17 protein-coding genes are annotated in these 15513 nt (G+C 67.4%); 7 read left to right on the top strand and 10 right to left on the bottom strand.

What is annotated here, in order from left to right; all coding sequences use genetic code 11:
• The 8 genes from A5764_RS07875 to A5764_RS07840 form a co-directional block, all read right to left on the bottom strand.
• Positions 1–780 (bottom strand): DUF6779 domain-containing protein (locus A5764_RS07875; RefSeq protein WP_369807286.1); only part of this gene is annotated, 780 nt, incomplete at its 3' end.
• Positions 781–859: 79 nt separating this feature from the next.
• Positions 860–1336 (bottom strand): DUF3180 domain-containing protein, encoded by a 477-nt coding sequence (locus A5764_RS07870; protein WP_067111174.1) that lies wholly within the window; start codon positions 1334–1336, stop codon positions 860–862.
• The gene (gene folK / locus A5764_RS07865) at positions 1336–1878 is read right to left on the bottom strand and encodes a 2-amino-4-hydroxy-6-hydroxymethyldihydropteridine diphosphokinase (protein WP_067111171.1); all 543 of its coding nucleotides are present in this window, start codon (positions 1876–1878) and stop codon (positions 1336–1338) included. The genes A5764_RS07870 and folK overlap by 1 nt, the downstream gene beginning before the upstream one ends.
• Before the next feature lie 52 nt (positions 1879–1930).
• Positions 1931–2332 (bottom strand): dihydroneopterin aldolase, encoded by a 402-nt coding sequence (gene folB / locus A5764_RS07860; RefSeq protein WP_067111166.1) that lies wholly within the window; start codon positions 2330–2332, stop codon positions 1931–1933.
• Positions 2325–3128 carry a dihydropteroate synthase gene (folP, locus tag A5764_RS07855; protein ID WP_067111164.1) on the bottom strand — a complete coding sequence of 268 codons (804 nt, stop codon included), beginning with the start codon at positions 3126–3128 and terminating at the stop codon, positions 2325–2327. The genes folB and folP overlap by 8 nt, the downstream gene beginning before the upstream one ends.
• A gap of 19 nt (positions 3129–3147) precedes the next feature.
• Positions 3148–3780: a GTP cyclohydrolase I FolE gene (gene folE / locus A5764_RS07850; protein WP_067111161.1), complete on the bottom strand. Its 633-nt coding sequence runs from the start codon at positions 3778–3780 to the stop codon at positions 3148–3150.
• 15 nt (positions 3781–3795) lie between these two features.
• Positions 3796–6195, bottom strand: a complete 2400-nt coding sequence (gene ftsH / locus A5764_RS07845) for an ATP-dependent zinc metalloprotease FtsH (RefSeq protein ID WP_067111159.1) — start codon at positions 6193–6195, stop codon at positions 3796–3798.
• 228 nt (positions 6196–6423) lie between these two features.
• Positions 6424–6837: a VOC family protein gene (locus tag A5764_RS07840; protein WP_067111156.1), complete on the bottom strand. Its 414-nt coding sequence runs from the start codon at positions 6835–6837 to the stop codon at positions 6424–6426.
• A 128-nt stretch (positions 6838–6965) separates the two neighbouring features.
• On the opposite strand from A5764_RS07840, the gene A5764_RS07835 reads away from it, so the two are divergent.
• The 4 genes from A5764_RS07835 to A5764_RS07820 are packed head-to-tail and all read left to right on the top strand — an operon-like array spanning position 6966 to position 10442.
• On the top strand, positions 6966–7934 hold the full coding sequence (locus A5764_RS07835) for an alpha/beta fold hydrolase (RefSeq protein WP_156664562.1): 969 nt from the start codon (positions 6966–6968) through the stop codon (positions 7932–7934).
• Positions 7931–9121 carry an LLM class flavin-dependent oxidoreductase gene (locus A5764_RS07830; RefSeq protein WP_067111150.1) on the top strand — a complete coding sequence of 397 codons (1191 nt, stop codon included), beginning with the start codon at positions 7931–7933 and terminating at the stop codon, positions 9119–9121. The genes A5764_RS07835 and A5764_RS07830 overlap by 4 nt, the downstream gene beginning before the upstream one ends.
• Positions 9121–10134, top strand: coding sequence for a zinc-binding dehydrogenase (locus A5764_RS07825; protein ID WP_067111147.1), 1014 nt, complete (start codon positions 9121–9123; stop codon positions 10132–10134). Before A5764_RS07830 ends, A5764_RS07825 begins: the two co-directional genes overlap by 1 nt.
• A 17-nt stretch (positions 10135–10151) precedes the next feature.
• Positions 10152–10442, top strand: a complete 291-nt coding sequence (locus A5764_RS07820; protein ID WP_067111144.1) for a hypothetical protein — start codon at positions 10152–10154, stop codon at positions 10440–10442.
• Positions 10443–10506: 64 nt separating this feature from the next.
• Here A5764_RS07820 and A5764_RS07815 read toward each other — a convergent pair whose 3' ends face one another.
• Both A5764_RS07815 and A5764_RS07810 read right to left on the bottom strand, forming a co-directional pair.
• Positions 10507–11727: a PPE family protein gene (locus A5764_RS07815; protein ID WP_067111141.1), complete on the bottom strand. Its 1221-nt coding sequence runs from the start codon at positions 11725–11727 to the stop codon at positions 10507–10509.
• 2 nt (positions 11728–11729) lie between these two features.
• Positions 11730–12029, bottom strand: coding sequence for a PE family protein (locus tag A5764_RS07810; protein WP_067111138.1), 300 nt, complete (start codon positions 12027–12029; stop codon positions 11730–11732).
• Between the two features lie 367 nt (positions 12030–12396).
• Between A5764_RS07810 and A5764_RS07805 the strand changes: the two genes are divergently transcribed.
• From A5764_RS07805 to A5764_RS07795, 3 genes are all read left to right on the top strand, one after another.
• On the top strand, positions 12397–13194 hold the full coding sequence (locus A5764_RS07805; protein WP_067111135.1) for a helix-turn-helix transcriptional regulator: 798 nt from the start codon (positions 12397–12399) through the stop codon (positions 13192–13194).
• A gap of 304 nt (positions 13195–13498) precedes the next feature.
• Positions 13499–14503, top strand: coding sequence for a cytochrome P450 (locus A5764_RS07800; RefSeq protein WP_369807287.1), 1005 nt, complete (start codon positions 13499–13501; stop codon positions 14501–14503).
• Positions 14504–14718: 215 nt separating this feature from the next.
• The gene (locus A5764_RS07795; RefSeq protein ID WP_067111131.1) at positions 14719–15462 is read left to right on the top strand and encodes an SIMPL domain-containing protein; all 744 of its coding nucleotides are present in this window, start codon (positions 14719–14721) and stop codon (positions 15460–15462) included.
• Positions 15463–15513 lie beyond the last annotated feature (51 nt).

The raw sequence follows: 15513 nt of genomic DNA, 5'->3' as shown, positions 1-15513 counted from the left end.
CAGTTGTGTATAAGAGACAGGCGCGAACCGCGCCTCCGGTGGGGGCGGCGGCGCGGTCATGTACGGCGGCTCCTGGGAGACCACATACCGAGCCTGCTGCGGGACGTCGTATTGGACGCGAACGCGTTCCGGCTGGGGCGGGGGCTGCCGGGGCGGCAACAGCGGTTCCTCGGGCACGTCGATGATCGCGGATTCGTCGGCCCGGCCGGGCGGATTGTCCCGCGGGACAGACGTGACCCGGTCGCTGGCCACCCAGTCGCGGCTGGCCTCGCCGTTGCGCTCCCAGTCGCTGTACGCGCGGGCGCGCGGCGCCTCGGTCTCGTGGGTCTCGAGCGCCGGGCGCTCCTGCAGGTCGGTGTCGAACAGGATCTCCAGGCTGGTGCGCAGCGCGCTCAGCTCGGCCCGCAGCGCCGCCAGGTCGTCGGCGGCCTGGGCGCGCAGCTCGGAGGCGAGCTCGCGGCGCAGCTGGGACTCCACGGTCAGCTCGTACTCGCGGCGGGCCGAGATTTCCCGATCCAGCTGCAGGTCGTAAACGAGCTTCAGGTCACGGACGCGGGATTGGTCCGCGTCGCTTTGGCGGCGGTAGAGCACCGAGACGAAGGCGCCGGCGACTGCGGCCCACAGCGCCAGGATTACAGCGAGCTTGAGGAGTTCCACCCGGTTGGTGAAAACCAGTGCGGAACTGGCCCCCATCGCGAGGACCAGCAACGCGGTCAAGAGCACCCACCCCGGCCTGCGGCCGCCGCGCCGGACCCTGGCGCCGCGGGACAGAACGGTCATGGCCTGCACTGTACCTGCGCGAGGTCACTGCGCGTGTCGCGCGACCCCGGCGATTCCCACCTGGGTTGATTGCGGCGTGCTAGCTTTCCGCACCCTCGCCGTGTTCCGTCGGATCCTGCGGCGACTTGCAGCAATGCTGTAGCCACAGCGCCGCCAACACCAGCGCCAGCGCGCTGACGGCGGCCACCACCGTCCCAGTAGTGTCCTCCGCGGCGACCCGCAGCCACGATCGCCGCGGCAGGAAATACACCAGCACCCCGACCCACCAACCCAGCACCAGCGCACCCACCCAGGCCGACGCCTTGGCCACCACCACGGTGCGGGCCACCGCCAGCGGGTGCAGCCAACCGGGGCCGGGGCCGATTTCGCCGTCGTTGATCTTGGTCCGCACGTAGCGCGCCCACAGCGCCTCGGCGATGGCCACCCCGAGCAGCGACAGCCCGGTCCACACCGTGATCGGCGGAAACCACCGGTACAGGCTGATGACCAGCAGATAGCCGACGACCGCAGCGCCGACCACCGCGGCCGTCAGGTCACGCTTCCGGGTCGGTCCCATCAGGCTTCCGGTTCGGGATCGGGTTTTGCCTTCAGCTGCAGGGTGTAGCTGGACAGCCGGACACCGGCCCGGTCGGCCGGGTCCAGCTCGGCCAGCAGCCGCGCGACGGGACGCTGCCCCTCGGCGACCGTCAGCCGCGCATCGGGCTCGATGGCCAGCCACGGCACCATCACGAAGGCCCGCAGGTGGGCCAGCGGGTGGGGCAGCGTCAGGTTGGGTTCGCGGACGATCACTTCGGTTTCGCCGTAGCAGGCGATCAGGTCGACGTCGAGGGTGCGCGGGCCCCAGCGTTCGCCGCGAACCCGGCCCGCCGCCCGCTCGAACTCCTGCGCCCGGCGCAGCCAGGCCGGCCCGTCACACGTCGGGTCGTCGGCGATCAGCACCGCGTTGAGAAACGGCGCCTGCTCCACCCGGCCCCAGGGATCGGTCTCGTAGATGGGAGACACTGCCACTACCGCTTCCTGGAGCCCGTCGACGACCGATTGCAGCCGGGCCAGCCGGTCCCCCAAGTTGGAGCCGATCGACAGCACCACGCGCGTCATAGGCGCCACTCCTCGATCCCGACCGTGCCGGCATCATCGTCGTCGTCGCGCGTCATAGCGCCCCGCCGGCCGGGATCACCGAACCGCGGCCGCCACGTCGCGACCGCCGAATCACCACCGCGACGTCGGCGAACTGGTGCGAAATCGGAGCCTGCGGCTTGTGCACCACTACCTCGACGGCGTGCACGCGCGGGTCGTCCATCACCCGGTCGGCGATCTCGCCGCCGACCGCCTCGATCAGCTTGCGCGGCGGCCCCGCAACGACGTCGGCCGCCAGCTGGGCCAGGGCGCCGTAGTCGTAGGTGTCGTTCAGGTCGTCGCTTGCCGCAGCGCCGGCCAGGTCGATCCACACGGTGATGTCGACGACGAAGTCCTGCCCGTTGGCACGCTCGTGTTCAAAGACTCCGTGCCGGCCGCGAACTTCCAAGCCGCGCAACTCGATTCGATCAGCCATCGAGTGCCGTCCACGCTTCGACGACCTTGAGCGCATCGACCGACGCGCGCACGTCGTGCACGCGCACTCCCCACGCCCCGTGCAGGGCGGCCAGCGCGGAAATCACCGCGGTCGCCGTCTCGCGCCCGTCGGGCGGCCGCGGCGACCCGTCGGGCCCGGCCAACAACGTGCCGAGAAACCGCTTGCGCGAGGCGCCCAGCAGCACCGGGACCCCGGTATCGACCAGTTGCGGCAACGCATGCAGCAGCGCCCAATTGTGTTGTCCCGTCTTGGCGAATCCCAGGCCGGGATCGATCACCAGGTTGTCGGGATCGACGCCGGCGGCCACCGCGTCGTCGACGTTGGCGAGCAGCTCGGCGCGCACCTCGGCCACCACGTCGCGGTAGTGCGGGACCTCATGCGGGCGGTCCGACGACACCGATCGCCAGTGCATCACCACCCACGGCACGCCGGCCTCGGCCAGCAGCGGCGCCATCGCGGGGTCGGCCCGTCCGCCCGACACGTCGTTGACGATCCGCGCGCCGCTTTGCAGCGCCGCCCGGGCGACGTCGGCGTGCATGGTGTCGATGCTCACGGTAATCCCCTGGGCTGCAAGCTCTTTGACGACCGGAACAACGCGGGATGTCTCGACCCGCGCGTCGATCCGGGTGGCGCCCGGCCGGGTGGACTCACCCCCTACGTCGACGATGTCCGCACCCTCGGCCGCCATCGCGAGGCCATGGGCGACGGCGTCGTCGGTATCCAGGTAGCGCCCACCGTCCGAGAACGAATCGTCAGTGACGTTCAGGACTCCCATAACCTGCACAGGCGCGGACTCACTTACGCAGGATGAGGTCGAGCGCTTCGGATCGAGACGCGGCACTGGTTTTGAACTGGCCGCGCACCGCCGACGTCGTGGTGACCGCGCCGGGCTTGCGGACGCCGCGCATCGCCATGCAAAGATGCTCAGCCTCGACCACGACGATCACCCCGCGCGGATCGAGCTTCTTCACCAGGGCGTCGGCGATCTGGCTGGTGAGCCGCTCCTGCACCTGGGGTCGCTTGGCGTACAGGTCCACCAGCCGGGCGATCTTCGACAGCCCGGTCACCCTGCCGTCCTTGCCGGGGATATAGCCAACGTGGGCCACCCCGTGGAACGACACCAGGTGATGCTCGCAGGTGGAGTACAGCGGGATCTCCTTGACGATCACCATTTCATCGTGGTCCTCGTCGAACATGGTGTTCAAGACGGAGTCCGGATCGGTGTAGAGCCCGGCGAACATCTCGCGATAGGCGCGTGCGACGCGGGCCGGGGTGTCCTGCAAGCCGTCCCGGTTCGGGTCCTCGCCGATCGCGTACAGCAACTCGCGGATCGCATTCTCTGTTCGTTGCTGGTCGAACACCCGGATGCGGGGAGTCACCTGGCGGGCATCCGGCCCGAAATCCGGCCCCAAACCCGGTAAGGCCATTGAATCCTCCGTTCGCTAGCCGTGAGCCGGCGGGTTGGACCGGCTCACATCGTCCTCCTGCTTATCAGGTGACTTTCCGGCATCCGGGCTGGGCTGCGCTGGCGGCGGATAGGGAGGATACGGCGGGTAGGAGGGGTGGGTCGGGTAGCCCTGGGCCTGCGGGCCCTGCTGGCCCGGATAACTCGGCGCCGGCTGCGGGTGCGGCTGCGGCCAATAGGGCTGCTGCGGTGGCTGCGTCGGGCTCGCGGCGGGCGGGTACCAGTAATTCGGCTGTTGTTGCTGCGGCGGCCATCCCGGCGCGTACCAGCCCGCCGGGGCACCGTAGTCGGGCTGGGTGGGGCCATGCGGCGCTGGCTGGCGATTGCCCTGGCCGCCATGGGAACCGTTGCCGCCGTTGGCATTCCGCTCGCCCTCGGTTCGCGCGGCCTCAGCGGCCTGGCTGGCCCGCGCGATGGCCGCCTTGAACGCCGGCTCGGCGACGGGCGGCGGCCAGGGCTCGCCACGTTCGATCGCCAGCTCGCCGGGGGTCTTGATCGGCGGCTTGTCCGACGGGATACGGCCGCCGAAATCGTCGAACATGGTGAGCCGGGGCCGCTTTTGGACGTCGGCGAAGATGCCCTCCAGCTCCGCTCGGTGCAGGGTCTCCTTTTCCAGCAGCTCGCCGGCCAGGCTGTCGAGCACGTCGCGGTATTCGGTGAGGATTTCCCACGCCTCGGTGTGCGCCGCCTCGATCAGCTTGCGCACTTCGTCGTCGATGTCGCGGGCGACCTCGTGCGAGTAGTCGGCCTGCGTTCCCATGGTGCGGCCCAGGAACGGGTCGCCGTGTTCGGTGCCGTACTTGACCGCGCCGAGCTTGGAACTCATCCCGTATTCGGTGACCATCGCGCGGGCGACCTTGGTGGCCTGCTCGATGTCGGACACCGCGCCTGTCGTCGGCTCGCGGAAGACCAGTTCCTCGGCGGCGCGCCCGCCCATCGCGAACACCAGCTGGGCGATCATCTCCGAGCGGGTGCGCAGGCCCTTGTCCTCCTCCGGCACCGCGACCGCGTGGCCGCCGGTGCGTCCCCGGGCCAGGATCGTCACCTTGTAGACCGGGTCGATGTCGGGCATCGCCCAGGCCGCCAGGGTGTGCCCGCCCTCGTGGTAGGCGGTGATCTTCTTTTCCTGCTCGCTGATGATGCGGCCCTTGCGGCGCGGGCCACCGATCACCCGGTCGACCGCCTCCTCGAGGGCCGCGCCGGTGATCACCGTGCCGTTCTCGCGGGCGGTCAGCAGCGCCGCCTCGTTGATGACGTTGGCCAGGTCGGCGCCGGTCATGCCGACGGTGCGCTTGGCCAGCCCGTCCAGGTCCGCGTCCGGGGCGATCGGCTTGCCCTTCGAATGCACCCTCAAGACGGCCCGACGGCCCGCCAGGTCGGGGTTGGACACCGGGATCTGCCGGTCGAAGCGGCCGGGCCTCAAGAGCGCGGGGTCCAGGATGTCGGGCCGGTTGGTGGCGGCGATCAGGATGACACCGGCGCGCTCGCCGAACCCGTCCATCTCGACCAGCAGCTGGTTGAGCGTCTGCTCGCGCTCGTCGTGGCCGCCGCCCAGCCCGGCGCCGCGCTGGCGGCCGACCGCGTCGATCTCGTCGACGAAGATGATGCACGGGCTGTTCTGCTTGGCCTGCTCGAAGAGGTCTCTCACGCGCGAGGCACCGACGCCGACGAACATCTCAACGAAGTCGGAGCCGGAGATTGTGAAAAACGGCACCCCAGCCTCGCCGGCCACGGCGCGGGCCAGCAGGGTCTTGCCGGTGCCGGGCGGCCCGTAGAGCAGCACGCCCTTGGGGATCTTGGCGCCGAGCGCCTGGTACCTGCTGGGGTTTTGCAGGAAGTCCTTGATCTCGTAGAGCTCCTCGACCGCCTCGTCGACGCCGGCGACATCGGCGAAGGTGGTCTTGGGCATGTCCTTGGAGAGCTGCTTGGCCCGCGATTTGCCGAAGCCGAACCCCATCCGGGCGCCGCCCTGCATCCGCGAGAACATCACGAACAGGCCCACCAGCAACAGCAGCGGCAGTACGTACACCAGCAGCTCACCCAAGATGCTGCCTTCGCTGACGACGGTGCTGACCTTGGCGTTCTTGGCGTTCAGCGCGTTGAACAGGTCGACGGCGTATCCGCTGGGGTATTTGGTGATGACCTTGTCGGAGTTGTCCGTGTCCTTGGTGCCCTTTTTCAGGGTCAGCCGCAGCTGCTGCTCGCGGTCGTCGATCTGCGCGCTCTGGACGTTGTCGCTGCTGATCTGGGTCATCGCCACCGAGGTGTCGACGGCCTTGTAACCGCGAGTGTCGTCGCTAAAGTAAAAGAACGACCAACCCAGCACCACCACAACGGCGATCGCCGCGATGGTGCGAATCAAGTTTTTCCGGTTCATCAATCATCGGCCTTGTCGGCCAGTTCCTTCCCCGATACACGAAGCTGGAAAAGTCCAGGCTACCGCCTGTGGCGATCGCCAGCCCCGGTGAGCCGGGGCGCAGCGGGTCGCCACCAATGTTCCTGTGGCGATCGCCAGCCCCGGTGAGCCGGGGCGCAGCGGGTCGCCAGTTTCCTTAGGACTAACGACCGGCGGTTCCCGCGAAAGACCGGTATGCCACGCTCGGGGCTACTCGTAGTGGCGGGCCTCGATCACGTTGCCGTCCGGGTCAGCGAAATAGAAGGCCTCCGGGGCCCACCCCCGGGCGCCAAAAGTGCGGTTCATCCGCGCGCCGGTATCGACGCCTTCCGCCTGCAGACGCCGATCCAACGCTTCGAATTCGGCCTTGGACAGCGCAAGACAGACGTGGTTGACCGGGTTGCCGGCGCTGCCGTCGACCTTCGCGAACGCCCCCAGACCGTCGGCCATATCCATCGGCATCAGGTCGATGATGGATTCCTCGCACACCCGCACGCTCGGGAACGGCGCCTCGCCGGCGTCGAACTCGCTCACCCGCACCGGCGTCAGCCCGACCACCCGGGAATAGAAATCGATGGCCGCCCGCGGATCCTTCGTCCACAGCACGACGTGGTCCATCCGCATTGTCAAACCACCTCGCCTTCCCCAATCACCAACATCTCATGATGCGCGGCGGGCACCGGCGATATCTACGCCCATTCCCATCACATCGAGCCCTTCTCAGCCGGAGGCCGTTGTGATTTGGTGAGACGGTGCGCTCATCAACCGAACGGTTAGTAGACACCAACGGTGTGCAGCTGCGGGTGACCGAGGCCGGTGATCGCGGAGCGCCCGTCGTGGTCCTAGCCCACGGCTTCCCCGAGCTGGCGTATTCCTGGCGGCACCAGATACCGGTTCTCGCCGAGGCCGGCTACCACGTGCTGGCGCCCGATCAGCGCGGCTACGGCGGCTCATCGCGTCCGGATGCGATCGAGGCGTACAACATTCACGAGTTGACCGCCGACATCGTGGGGCTGCTCGACGACGTCGGCGCAGAGCGCGCCGTGTGGGTTGGTCACGACTGGGGTGCGCCCGTGGCGTGGCATGCCCCGCTCTTGCACCCCGACCGGGTCGCGGCGGTCGCCGCGCTCAGCGTGCCGGCGCTGCCCCGCTCGCATTCGGCGCCCACCAAAGCGTGGCGCAAAAATTTTGGTGAGAACTTCTTCTACATCCTGTACTTCCAGGAGCCCGGCGTTGCCGATGCCGAGCTCAACGGTGATCCCGCCCGCACGATGCGCCGGATGCTGGGCGCCGTACGAGCATCCGGCGACTCGCTCACCGCGTCGCGGATGCTGACCCCCGGCCCGGAGGGCTTTATCGATCGCCTTCCCGAGCCCGACCGACTGCCGGACTGGCTGAGCCAGGACGAGCTCGACCACTACATCAGCGAATTCTCCCGCACGGGGTTCACCGGTGGCCTGAACTGGTACCGCAACTTCGACCGCAACTGGGAGACCACCGCCGACCTCAATGGCGCGAAAATCGGCGTGCCATGCCTGTTTATCGCCGGGACGGCCGACCCGGTGCTGGCGTTCACCCGCATCGACCAGGCGGCCGAGGTTATCTCGGGCCCGTACCGCCAGATGATGATCGAGGGCGCGGGGCACTGGCTGCAGCAGGAGCGGCCCGACGAGGTGAACGCGACATTGTTGGAGTTCCTCAACGGATTGGAGTTGCGATGAGCGCACCCCTGCGTTTCGGCGTCTTCATCACGCCGTTTCATCCCACCGGCCAATCCCCCACGGTGGCACTGGAATACGACATGGAGCGTGTCGTCGCGCTGGACCGCCTCGGCTTCGACGAGGCCTGGTTCGGTGAGCACCACTCGGGTGGCTACGAGCTGATCGCATGCCCGGAGGTCTTCATTGCGGCCGCGGCCGAACGGACCAAGCACATTCGGCTGGGTACCGGGGTGGTGTCGCTGCCCTACCACCATCCGCTGATGGTGGCCGACCGCTGGGTGCTGTTAGACCATCTGACCCGGGGCAGGGTCGTCTTCGGCACCGGTCCCGGCGCGCTGCCGTCGGATGCGTACATGATGGGCATCGACCCCGTCGACCAGCGGCACATGATGCAGGAGTCCCTCGAGGCGATCCTAGCGCTGTTCCGCGCCGGGCCCACCGAGCGAATCGACCGCCACACCGACTGGTTCACGCTGCGCGACGCCCAGTTACACATCCGCCCGTTCACCTGGCCCTACCCCGAGATCGCCACGGCGGCAATGATATCGCCGTCCGGACCGCGACTGGCCGGTGCGCTGGGGACGTCGCTGCTATCCCTGTCGATGTCGGTGCCCGGCGGCTACGCCGCGCTGGAGAACACCTGGGACGTCGTGCGCGAGCAGGCCGCCAAAGTCGGCCGCAACGAGCCGGACCGCGCCGACTGGCGCGTTCTGAGCATCATGCACATCGCCGACACCCGAGAGCAGGCAATCGACGATTGCACCTACGGCTTACAGGATTTCGCGGACTATTTTGGCGCGGCGGGGTTCGTCCCGCTTTCCAACACCGTCGACGGAGCAACCCAGACACCGTACGAGTTCGTGGAAGACTATGCGGCCAAGGGCAATTGCTGCATCGGCACGCCCGACGACGCGATCGAACACATCGAGAATCTACTGGAGCGCTCGGGCGGTTTCGGGACGCTGCTGATGCTGGGCCACGACTGGGCCTGCCCCGAGGCGACCTACCACAGCTATGACCTGGTCGCCCGCAAGGTGATTCCGCATTTCAAAGGGCAGCTCGAGGCGTCGCGGTCGTCTCACGACTGGGCCCGGGGCAAGCGCGACCAATTGATCGGCCGCGCCGGTGAGGCCGTGGTGAAGGCCATCACCGAGCATGTCGACGAACAGAAAGGCGTGAGAAGCTGATGCGCGCTGCGGTATTGCGGGACGGCCGCATGGTGTACCGGGACGACGTGCCTGAGCCGGCGCCCGGGCCGGGCCAGGTGCTGGTGGATGTGCGAGCATGTGGAATATGCGGTACTGACTTGCATTTCGCCGCCCACGGCGCGGAGATGCTCGAGCTGAGCGAGCAGATGGGGCTCGGGGCTGCAGGCATGAATGTCGACCTGGGCCAGGACATTTTCATGGGGCACGAATACAGCGCCGAAATCCTGGACGTCGGCCCCGACACCGACACCCACCCGCCCGGAACACCGGTCACCTCGATTCCGGTGCTGCTGTCGGGAAAGCGCGTCGAGCCGATCCTGTCCAGCAACAACACAATTGGCGGCTTCGCCGAGCGGATGTTGCTGTCGGCGCCACTACTGCTGCCGATCCCCAACGGTCTTGACCTCAAACACGCGGCCCTGACCGAACCCATGGCGGTGGGGCTGCACGCCGTCAACAAGTCAAACATTCAGCCGGGTGAGACCGCCCTGGTGCTTGGTTGCGGCCCGATCGGTGTCGCCATCATAGCCGCTCTCAAAGTTCGTGGGGTGGAAAACATTGCGGCATCGGACTTTTCGACAAAGCGGCGCGAGTTGGCGACGGCGATGGGCGCACATCAGACGCTAGATGCGGCGCAGGGCTCGCCGTTCGACACCGTCAAGCCCGCTGTGGTGTTCGAGGCGGTCGGGGTGCCTGGGATCATCGACGATGTGCTGCGGCGGGCGCGGCCGGGCACCCGCCTGGTGGTCGCCGGGGTGTGCATGCAGCCCGACACCGTGCACCCGTTCTTCGCGATCGCCAAGGAGATCAACGTCCAGTTCGTCCTGGCCTACACGCCCGACGAGTTCGGCGACTCGTTGCGCGCGCTGGCCGAAGGCGACATCGACGTCACGCCGCTCATCACTGGAGAGGTAGGCCTGGACGGCGTCGGGCAGGCCTTCGACGACCTCGCCGACCCCGAGCGGCACTGCAAGATTTTGGTGACGCCGTAGTCCGAACGGAGGCAATCATGAAACGCAGCATCGTCGCAGGATTGGCTGCCCTGCTGATGACCGCAGGGCTGATCGCCTCGGCGCCGCCGGCCAGCGCCGGCTGCCAGTACGGAGACGGCTTTCTCAGCAAGTGCGATGGACCCATCCAGCCCGACGGCACCTGGCAACGTTGCGTGGACACGCCTCAGTTCGTTCCTCACGGTGCCAGTTCCTACCTGGTGCCCGAAAGATATTGCGATTTGATGGGCCCTGACCAGCAACCGGGGGATCTCGCCTTCGCCGACCCGCCGACGCACATCGACGGATAAGCCGGGCTCTAGGGACCGTCTGGCGGAAAGGCCGCGACGATCCTTCCGGCCGACCCGCTCTACCTCATCCCCCCGCCGGGGGCTGCGTCACCACCGTCGGCTTGAATCCGTAACGTGGAGCGGCAAAGTGGGCTGCGCCGCGCGAACCGGCACCCATCATCGGCAGTCCGCCCACCGCGTTCGTGACGGGCTCGGCGGCCGCGGCGGCGCCCATCCCGTTGAGCGCCGAGACGGCCGGGCTCGCCGAAGGCGCCGCGCCAACCCAGGAAGCCGGGACCGACAATCCGCCCACGGACGCCGCCCTGCCCACACCCCCGGCGGCACCCCCAACGGCGCCCGAAACGGCGTGCGGCACCGCCTCGATGGCCTTAGCGGCGCCCTCGGCCGCCTTCGCGGCCTGCGGCATCACCGCCTGCGCCAAGCCTTGGATGTCCTTGAATGCGGTGGTGAAAAGCCTTGTGGGAGAAATCAATCGGATGAACGCGTCAAATCCGGTGCTGGCGTCCACGGTGGCCGAGCCGGTTAACCCCTCCACCAGGTCGCCGAACATTCCACTCACGACGATCCCGTCACCATTGCTGTTCCAGACGTGCCCGGTGAGACCCAGCGCGGCCGCAGGATTGGCCAACCACGGCGGAGAATTCGTCAATCCGGCCAGGCCCAGCAGCACATTGGGGATCCCGTACACCCCCTGCGCGCCGGAGGCCGACCCGACCGCCTGGGCCACGGCGGCGGCCTGTGCGGCCGGCCCGCCCGGGTCGGTGCTGGGCGCGGCCGGGGTGAACGGCGTCAACGCCGCAGCCGCCGCCGACGCGCCCGCATAGCTGTACATCGTGGCCGCGTCCTGGGCCCACATCTCGGCGTATTGCGCCTCGGTGGCCGCGATCGCCGCCGTGTTCTGACCGAGGAAGTTGGTCGCCAGCAACGCCATCAGCAGCGCCCGGTTGGCCGCGATCGCCGGCGGCGGCACCGTCGCCCCAAACGCCGCCTCATAGGCGCTCGCCGCCCCGGCGGCCTGGGCCGCCGCCTGTTCCGCCTGGCCCGCAGTCCCGGTCAGCCACGCCAGCTGGGGCGCGGCCGCGGCTGCCATGGACGCCGCCGCCGGACCCTGCCACGGTCCGTCGGTCAGGCCGGTGATCAACAACCCGTAGGAGGACGCGGTGTCGCGCAGCTCGGTGGCCAGCCCGTCCCATGCCGCCGCGGCGGCCAGCATGGGACCCGATCCGGGGCCGGAATACATGAGGGCGGAATTGATCTCGGGTGGCAACTGTGCGAAATCCAGCATGGCTAGCCGACCGTGTTCGTGTTGGCGGCCTCGGTGGCCGAATACGAGCCGGCGCTGATGCCCAGTATTGCCGCGAACTGCTCTCGCATCGCTGTGGCCTGGGCGCTGATCTCCTGGTAAAGCCGTGCATGCGAAGCGAATTGAACGGCGGTCAACGCCGACACCACATCGGCGGCGGCGGGAACCACCCCGGTGGTCGGTGACGCGGCGGCGGCGTTTCCCGACGACACCAACGCATTCAGTGCCTGCATTTCGGCCGCGGCCACTGCAAGCGTCTCGGGCTGTGTGATCACGAGCGACATGAGTCCTCCCCAAAAGAGCGTTCGATCAAGGGTTTTCAGTGACGACGACGTCACCGAAGCAGCTCAGAGGTTAGGCCTGCACCGTCCGGGCATCACAAGGCTTCCGGGCACCTGTTCATGGCCGAGTCAAAAACTGTTCATTTAGCTGATCGGATATGCTGCAATTTATGGGTGTTCAATGAAAGTGGTTGCAAACCAATATGTTTAGAGTTTGACATGAAGATTGATCCGATTGCCATGGCGGGCACTAGGCTTTGCTGGCACTTTGCCAGTCGGTCCGGCGTACAGGGGGTTAGCTTGTGCGGCGATCTGCGGAGTTATGCTCGCGGAGGCGGGTGATTCACAGCTTGCACGAGACGGAGGGCCGATGGCCGAGGGATCTGCCCTGGGGCAGTTTCTGCGAGCCAGGCGGAGCCTGGTGCAGCCCGCCGAGGTCGGTCTGCCGGCCGGCGGACGCCGCCGAGTCGCAGGGCTACGCCGCGAGGAAGTCGCGGTGCTCGCCGGTATCAGCACCGACTACTACCTGCGTCTAGAGCAAGGACGAGAAGACAATCCGTCGGAGCAGGTGCTCGACGCCATCGGGCGTGCATTGAGACTGGATGACCAGGCCGTCGCGTACATGCGCAACTTGATGCACCATTCGAACACACGAGTTGACTCGTTGCAGGAGCTGCATCCCGGGATCGAGGCTCTTATCGACGGCTGGCCGCTGGCGATCGGGCACGTGGTGGACCCAGGCCTGACCGTGGTTGCCGCAAACAAGCTCGCCGCGGCGTTCTCACCACACTATTCCGTTGGGGCGAACACGATACGGGCGTTGTTTCTCGAACCGGAGATGCGACATTTCCACCGCAACTGGAGGCCGTTGACCGCCTGGGCGGTGCCTTTACTTCGCTCCTTATACGGGCAGCGTCCGGACCCAGCTCTGCTCAACCTGGTGTGTGAGTTGCGGCAGCACAGTGCCCGGTTCCGACAACTGTGGGCCCGCCACGACGTGAAGCAGGAAGCCGCCGGAGTCATGTTGGTGAACCATCCGCGGGTTGGGCCGCTGGATCTCAACTATCAGCAGATGATGTTGCCCTCAACGGGTCACTGGCTCGTGGCGTACTGGGCCGAACCTGGTTCCGCGTCCGAAGCCGGACTCCGCCGGATGGTCAACGGCTGAGCCTGGGTGCAGCGCTACCAGGAATTGGGCGTCCTGGATAACTGCGGCCGGCCCGTGCACTATCCGAGTTATGAGCCAGAACGACTGCCGGGTCGACGACGAGCTTGTTCCGGCGCAGAACTTGCCGCGGCTTGGCAGGGCGTTCATCCAGGATCCGCACGCCGCGTATCGCCAGCTACGCGCCGGCGGCCCAGCGTGTCGCGTCGTGATGTGGGGTGGTCGTCGGGTATGGCTGATCACCCGTTACGCCGAGGCGAAGGCCGCCTTGATCGATCCACGGCTGAGCAAGGATTGGCGTGGGGTGATGGAGCTTTTCCCCTCGGGCGATGAAGGTCCGCACAGGGCATTGCTCTACAGCCACATGCTGCTGCAGGATCCGCCCGATCACACTCGGTTGCGCAAACTGGTTGCCAACGCGTTTACCGCGCGCAGTGTGCAAAAGATGAGGCCCGACATCGTCCGGATCGCCGACGAACTGCTTGAGCGCATCGCAGCCACGGCCGCGGACGGGGGCGTGGTGGACCTGATGCAGTCGTACGCGGTCCAGTTGCCGCTGCGGGTCATTAGCGAGTTGCTGGGCGTGCCTTCAGAGGATCGCAGCCAGTTTCGTATGCACGTCGAACCTCTGCTGACCAGCACCAATCCGGATGAATTGAGCGCCGCTGAGAACGCACTAGTCGACCTCTTGGCCAGATTGGTCGACGCTAAGCGCCGGCTGCCCGCGGATGACCTGCTCAGCGCTTTGGTGCAGTCGTCGGACGCCGACGATCGACTGTCCGCCGACGAGGTGGTGTCGACGGCTTTCCTGCTGATACTGGCGGGCTACGAAACCACGGTGAACCTCATCGGCAACGGCGTCCTGGCCTTGCTGCGCAATCCATCTCAGTTGACGGCGGTGCGTGCGGATAGCGCACTGCTGCCGCGGGCGGTGGAGGAATTTTTGCGGTTCGAGAGCCCGCTCAACATGGCCACGCAGCGCTTCACCACCGAAGCCGTTCGGGTTGGCGATGTCGAAATACCCGCGGGCGAACCGGTGTTGGTGGCTCTGCTGGCGGCCAATCACGACGATCGCAAGTTCGACGATCCCGATCGCCTCGACGTGACCAGAACTCCTAACCCCCACATCGCGTTCGGCCACGGCATTCACCACTGCCTTGGAGCGCCGCTCGCGCGATTCGAGGGTGAGATTGCGATCGGAAGGCTGCTCAGCCGATTCGAGCGAATTAACCTCGATGACAACGTTTCTCTGCAGTACCGCAGCAGCACTTTGATGCGAGGACTAGCCGCGCTTCCCGTCCACCTGTCGTGACGTGAGAAGGAACACGCGCGAAGCGGGCTCAGTACAAGCGCTGGGCGTGCTGGCGGGATTGACGGCCGGACCGCTCGCAACTCCTGCGCTGATTTGGGTCACCATCGCCGCGGATCTTCCTCTCGCGCTTGTGATCGCGCAGTTGTTCGCGATGGCCGTCATATCGAACTGGTTGTCGCGCATCGTCGGCGCAGTGGAGGGGCTAGGGTCCACACATGCCGATCGCAACGAACGCCCCGAGGTTGGTCCGCTGGTCGATCGCTTTGGTCGTGGTGGCACTGACCGTCGCCGCGGTGGCGGCGTGTGACAAGCACAGCCCGGCACTACCAGGCGCCAATCCACGCCAGGTGACCGTCGTCGGCGCCGGGCACGTGCAAGGCGTCCCGGACACCCTCACCGCCGACGTCGGCATCGAGTTCACCGCGCCCGACGTCACCTCCGCGATGAACCAGACCAACGATCGCCAGCAGGCGGTGATCAACGCGCTCGTCGGGGCGGGCGTGGACCGCAAAGACATCAGCACCACCACGGTCACGCTGCAGCCGCAGTACAGCAACGCCGAGCCCGGCGCCGCCAACATCACCGGCTATCGCGCCACCAATGCGATCCGGGTCAAGATCCACCCGACCGACGCGGCGTCGCGCATGCTGGCCGTCATCGTCGGCACCGGCGGCGACGCCACCCGGATCACCTCGGTGAGCTACTCCATCGCCGACGACTCGGAGTTGGTCAAGGACGCCCGCGCGCGGGCGTTCAACGACGCCAAGGGCCGGGCCGACCAGTACGCCCAGCTGTCCGGCCTGCGGCTGGGCAGGGTGCTGTCCATCTCGGAGGCTTCCGGCGGCGCGCCCACGCCGGGAGGCCCGCCCGCGCCGCCCCGTGCCGCGGCCATGGTTCCGCTGGAACCTGGCGAGCAGACGGTGAGCTTCTCGGTGACCGCGGTGTGGGAACTGAACTAGTGGCGATCGCAAGCGCGGCGTAGCCGGGCGCGGCGGGTCGCCACCATCGGA

Source organism: Mycobacterium sp. 852002-51057_SCH5723018, from assembly GCF_001667035.1.
Classification (GTDB): Bacteria; Actinomycetota; Actinomycetes; order Mycobacteriales; family Mycobacteriaceae; genus Mycobacterium.
Note: the sequence above shows the minus strand (reverse complement) of the source record. Positions and strands in the feature narration are given on the sequence as shown.

Coding starts and splice junctions, on each gene's coding strand:
- A5764_RS07870 (WP_067111174.1), bottom strand. CDS start 1,336: ATGGGACCGACCCGGAAGCGTGACCTGACGGCCGCGGTGGTCGGCGCT.
- folK (WP_067111171.1), bottom strand. CDS start 1,878: ATGACGCGCGTGGTGCTGTCGATCGGCTCCAACTTGGGGGACCGGCTG.
- folB (WP_067111166.1), bottom strand. CDS start 2,332: ATGGCTGATCGAATCGAGTTGCGCGGCTTGGAAGTTCGCGGCCGGCAC.
- folP (WP_067111164.1), bottom strand. CDS start 3,128: ATGGGAGTCCTGAACGTCACTGACGATTCGTTCTCGGACGGTGGGCGC.
- folE (WP_067111161.1), bottom strand. CDS start 3,780: ATGGCCTTACCGGGTTTGGGGCCGGATTTCGGGCCGGATGCCCGCCAG.
- ftsH (WP_067111159.1), bottom strand. CDS start 6,195: ATGAACCGGAAAAACTTGATTCGCACCATCGCGGCGATCGCCGTTGTG.
- A5764_RS07840 (WP_067111156.1), bottom strand. CDS start 6,837: ATGCGGATGGACCACGTCGTGCTGTGGACGAAGGATCCGCGGGCGGCC.
- A5764_RS07830 (WP_067111150.1), top strand. CDS start 7,931: ATGAGCGCACCCCTGCGTTTCGGCGTCTTCATCACGCCGTTTCATCCC.
- A5764_RS07825 (WP_067111147.1), top strand. CDS start 9,121: ATGCGCGCTGCGGTATTGCGGGACGGCCGCATGGTGTACCGGGACGAC.
- A5764_RS07820 (WP_067111144.1), top strand. CDS start 10,152: ATGAAACGCAGCATCGTCGCAGGATTGGCTGCCCTGCTGATGACCGCA.
- A5764_RS07815 (WP_067111141.1), bottom strand. CDS start 11,727: ATGCTGGATTTCGCACAGTTGCCACCCGAGATCAATTCCGCCCTCATG.
- A5764_RS07810 (WP_067111138.1), bottom strand. CDS start 12,029: ATGTCGCTCGTGATCACACAGCCCGAGACGCTTGCAGTGGCCGCGGCC.
- A5764_RS07805 (WP_067111135.1), top strand. CDS start 12,397: ATGGCCGAGGGATCTGCCCTGGGGCAGTTTCTGCGAGCCAGGCGGAGC.
- A5764_RS07800 (WP_369807287.1), top strand. CDS start 13,499: ATGGAGCTTTTCCCCTCGGGCGATGAAGGTCCGCACAGGGCATTGCTC.
- A5764_RS07795 (WP_067111131.1), top strand. CDS start 14,719: ATGCCGATCGCAACGAACGCCCCGAGGTTGGTCCGCTGGTCGATCGCT.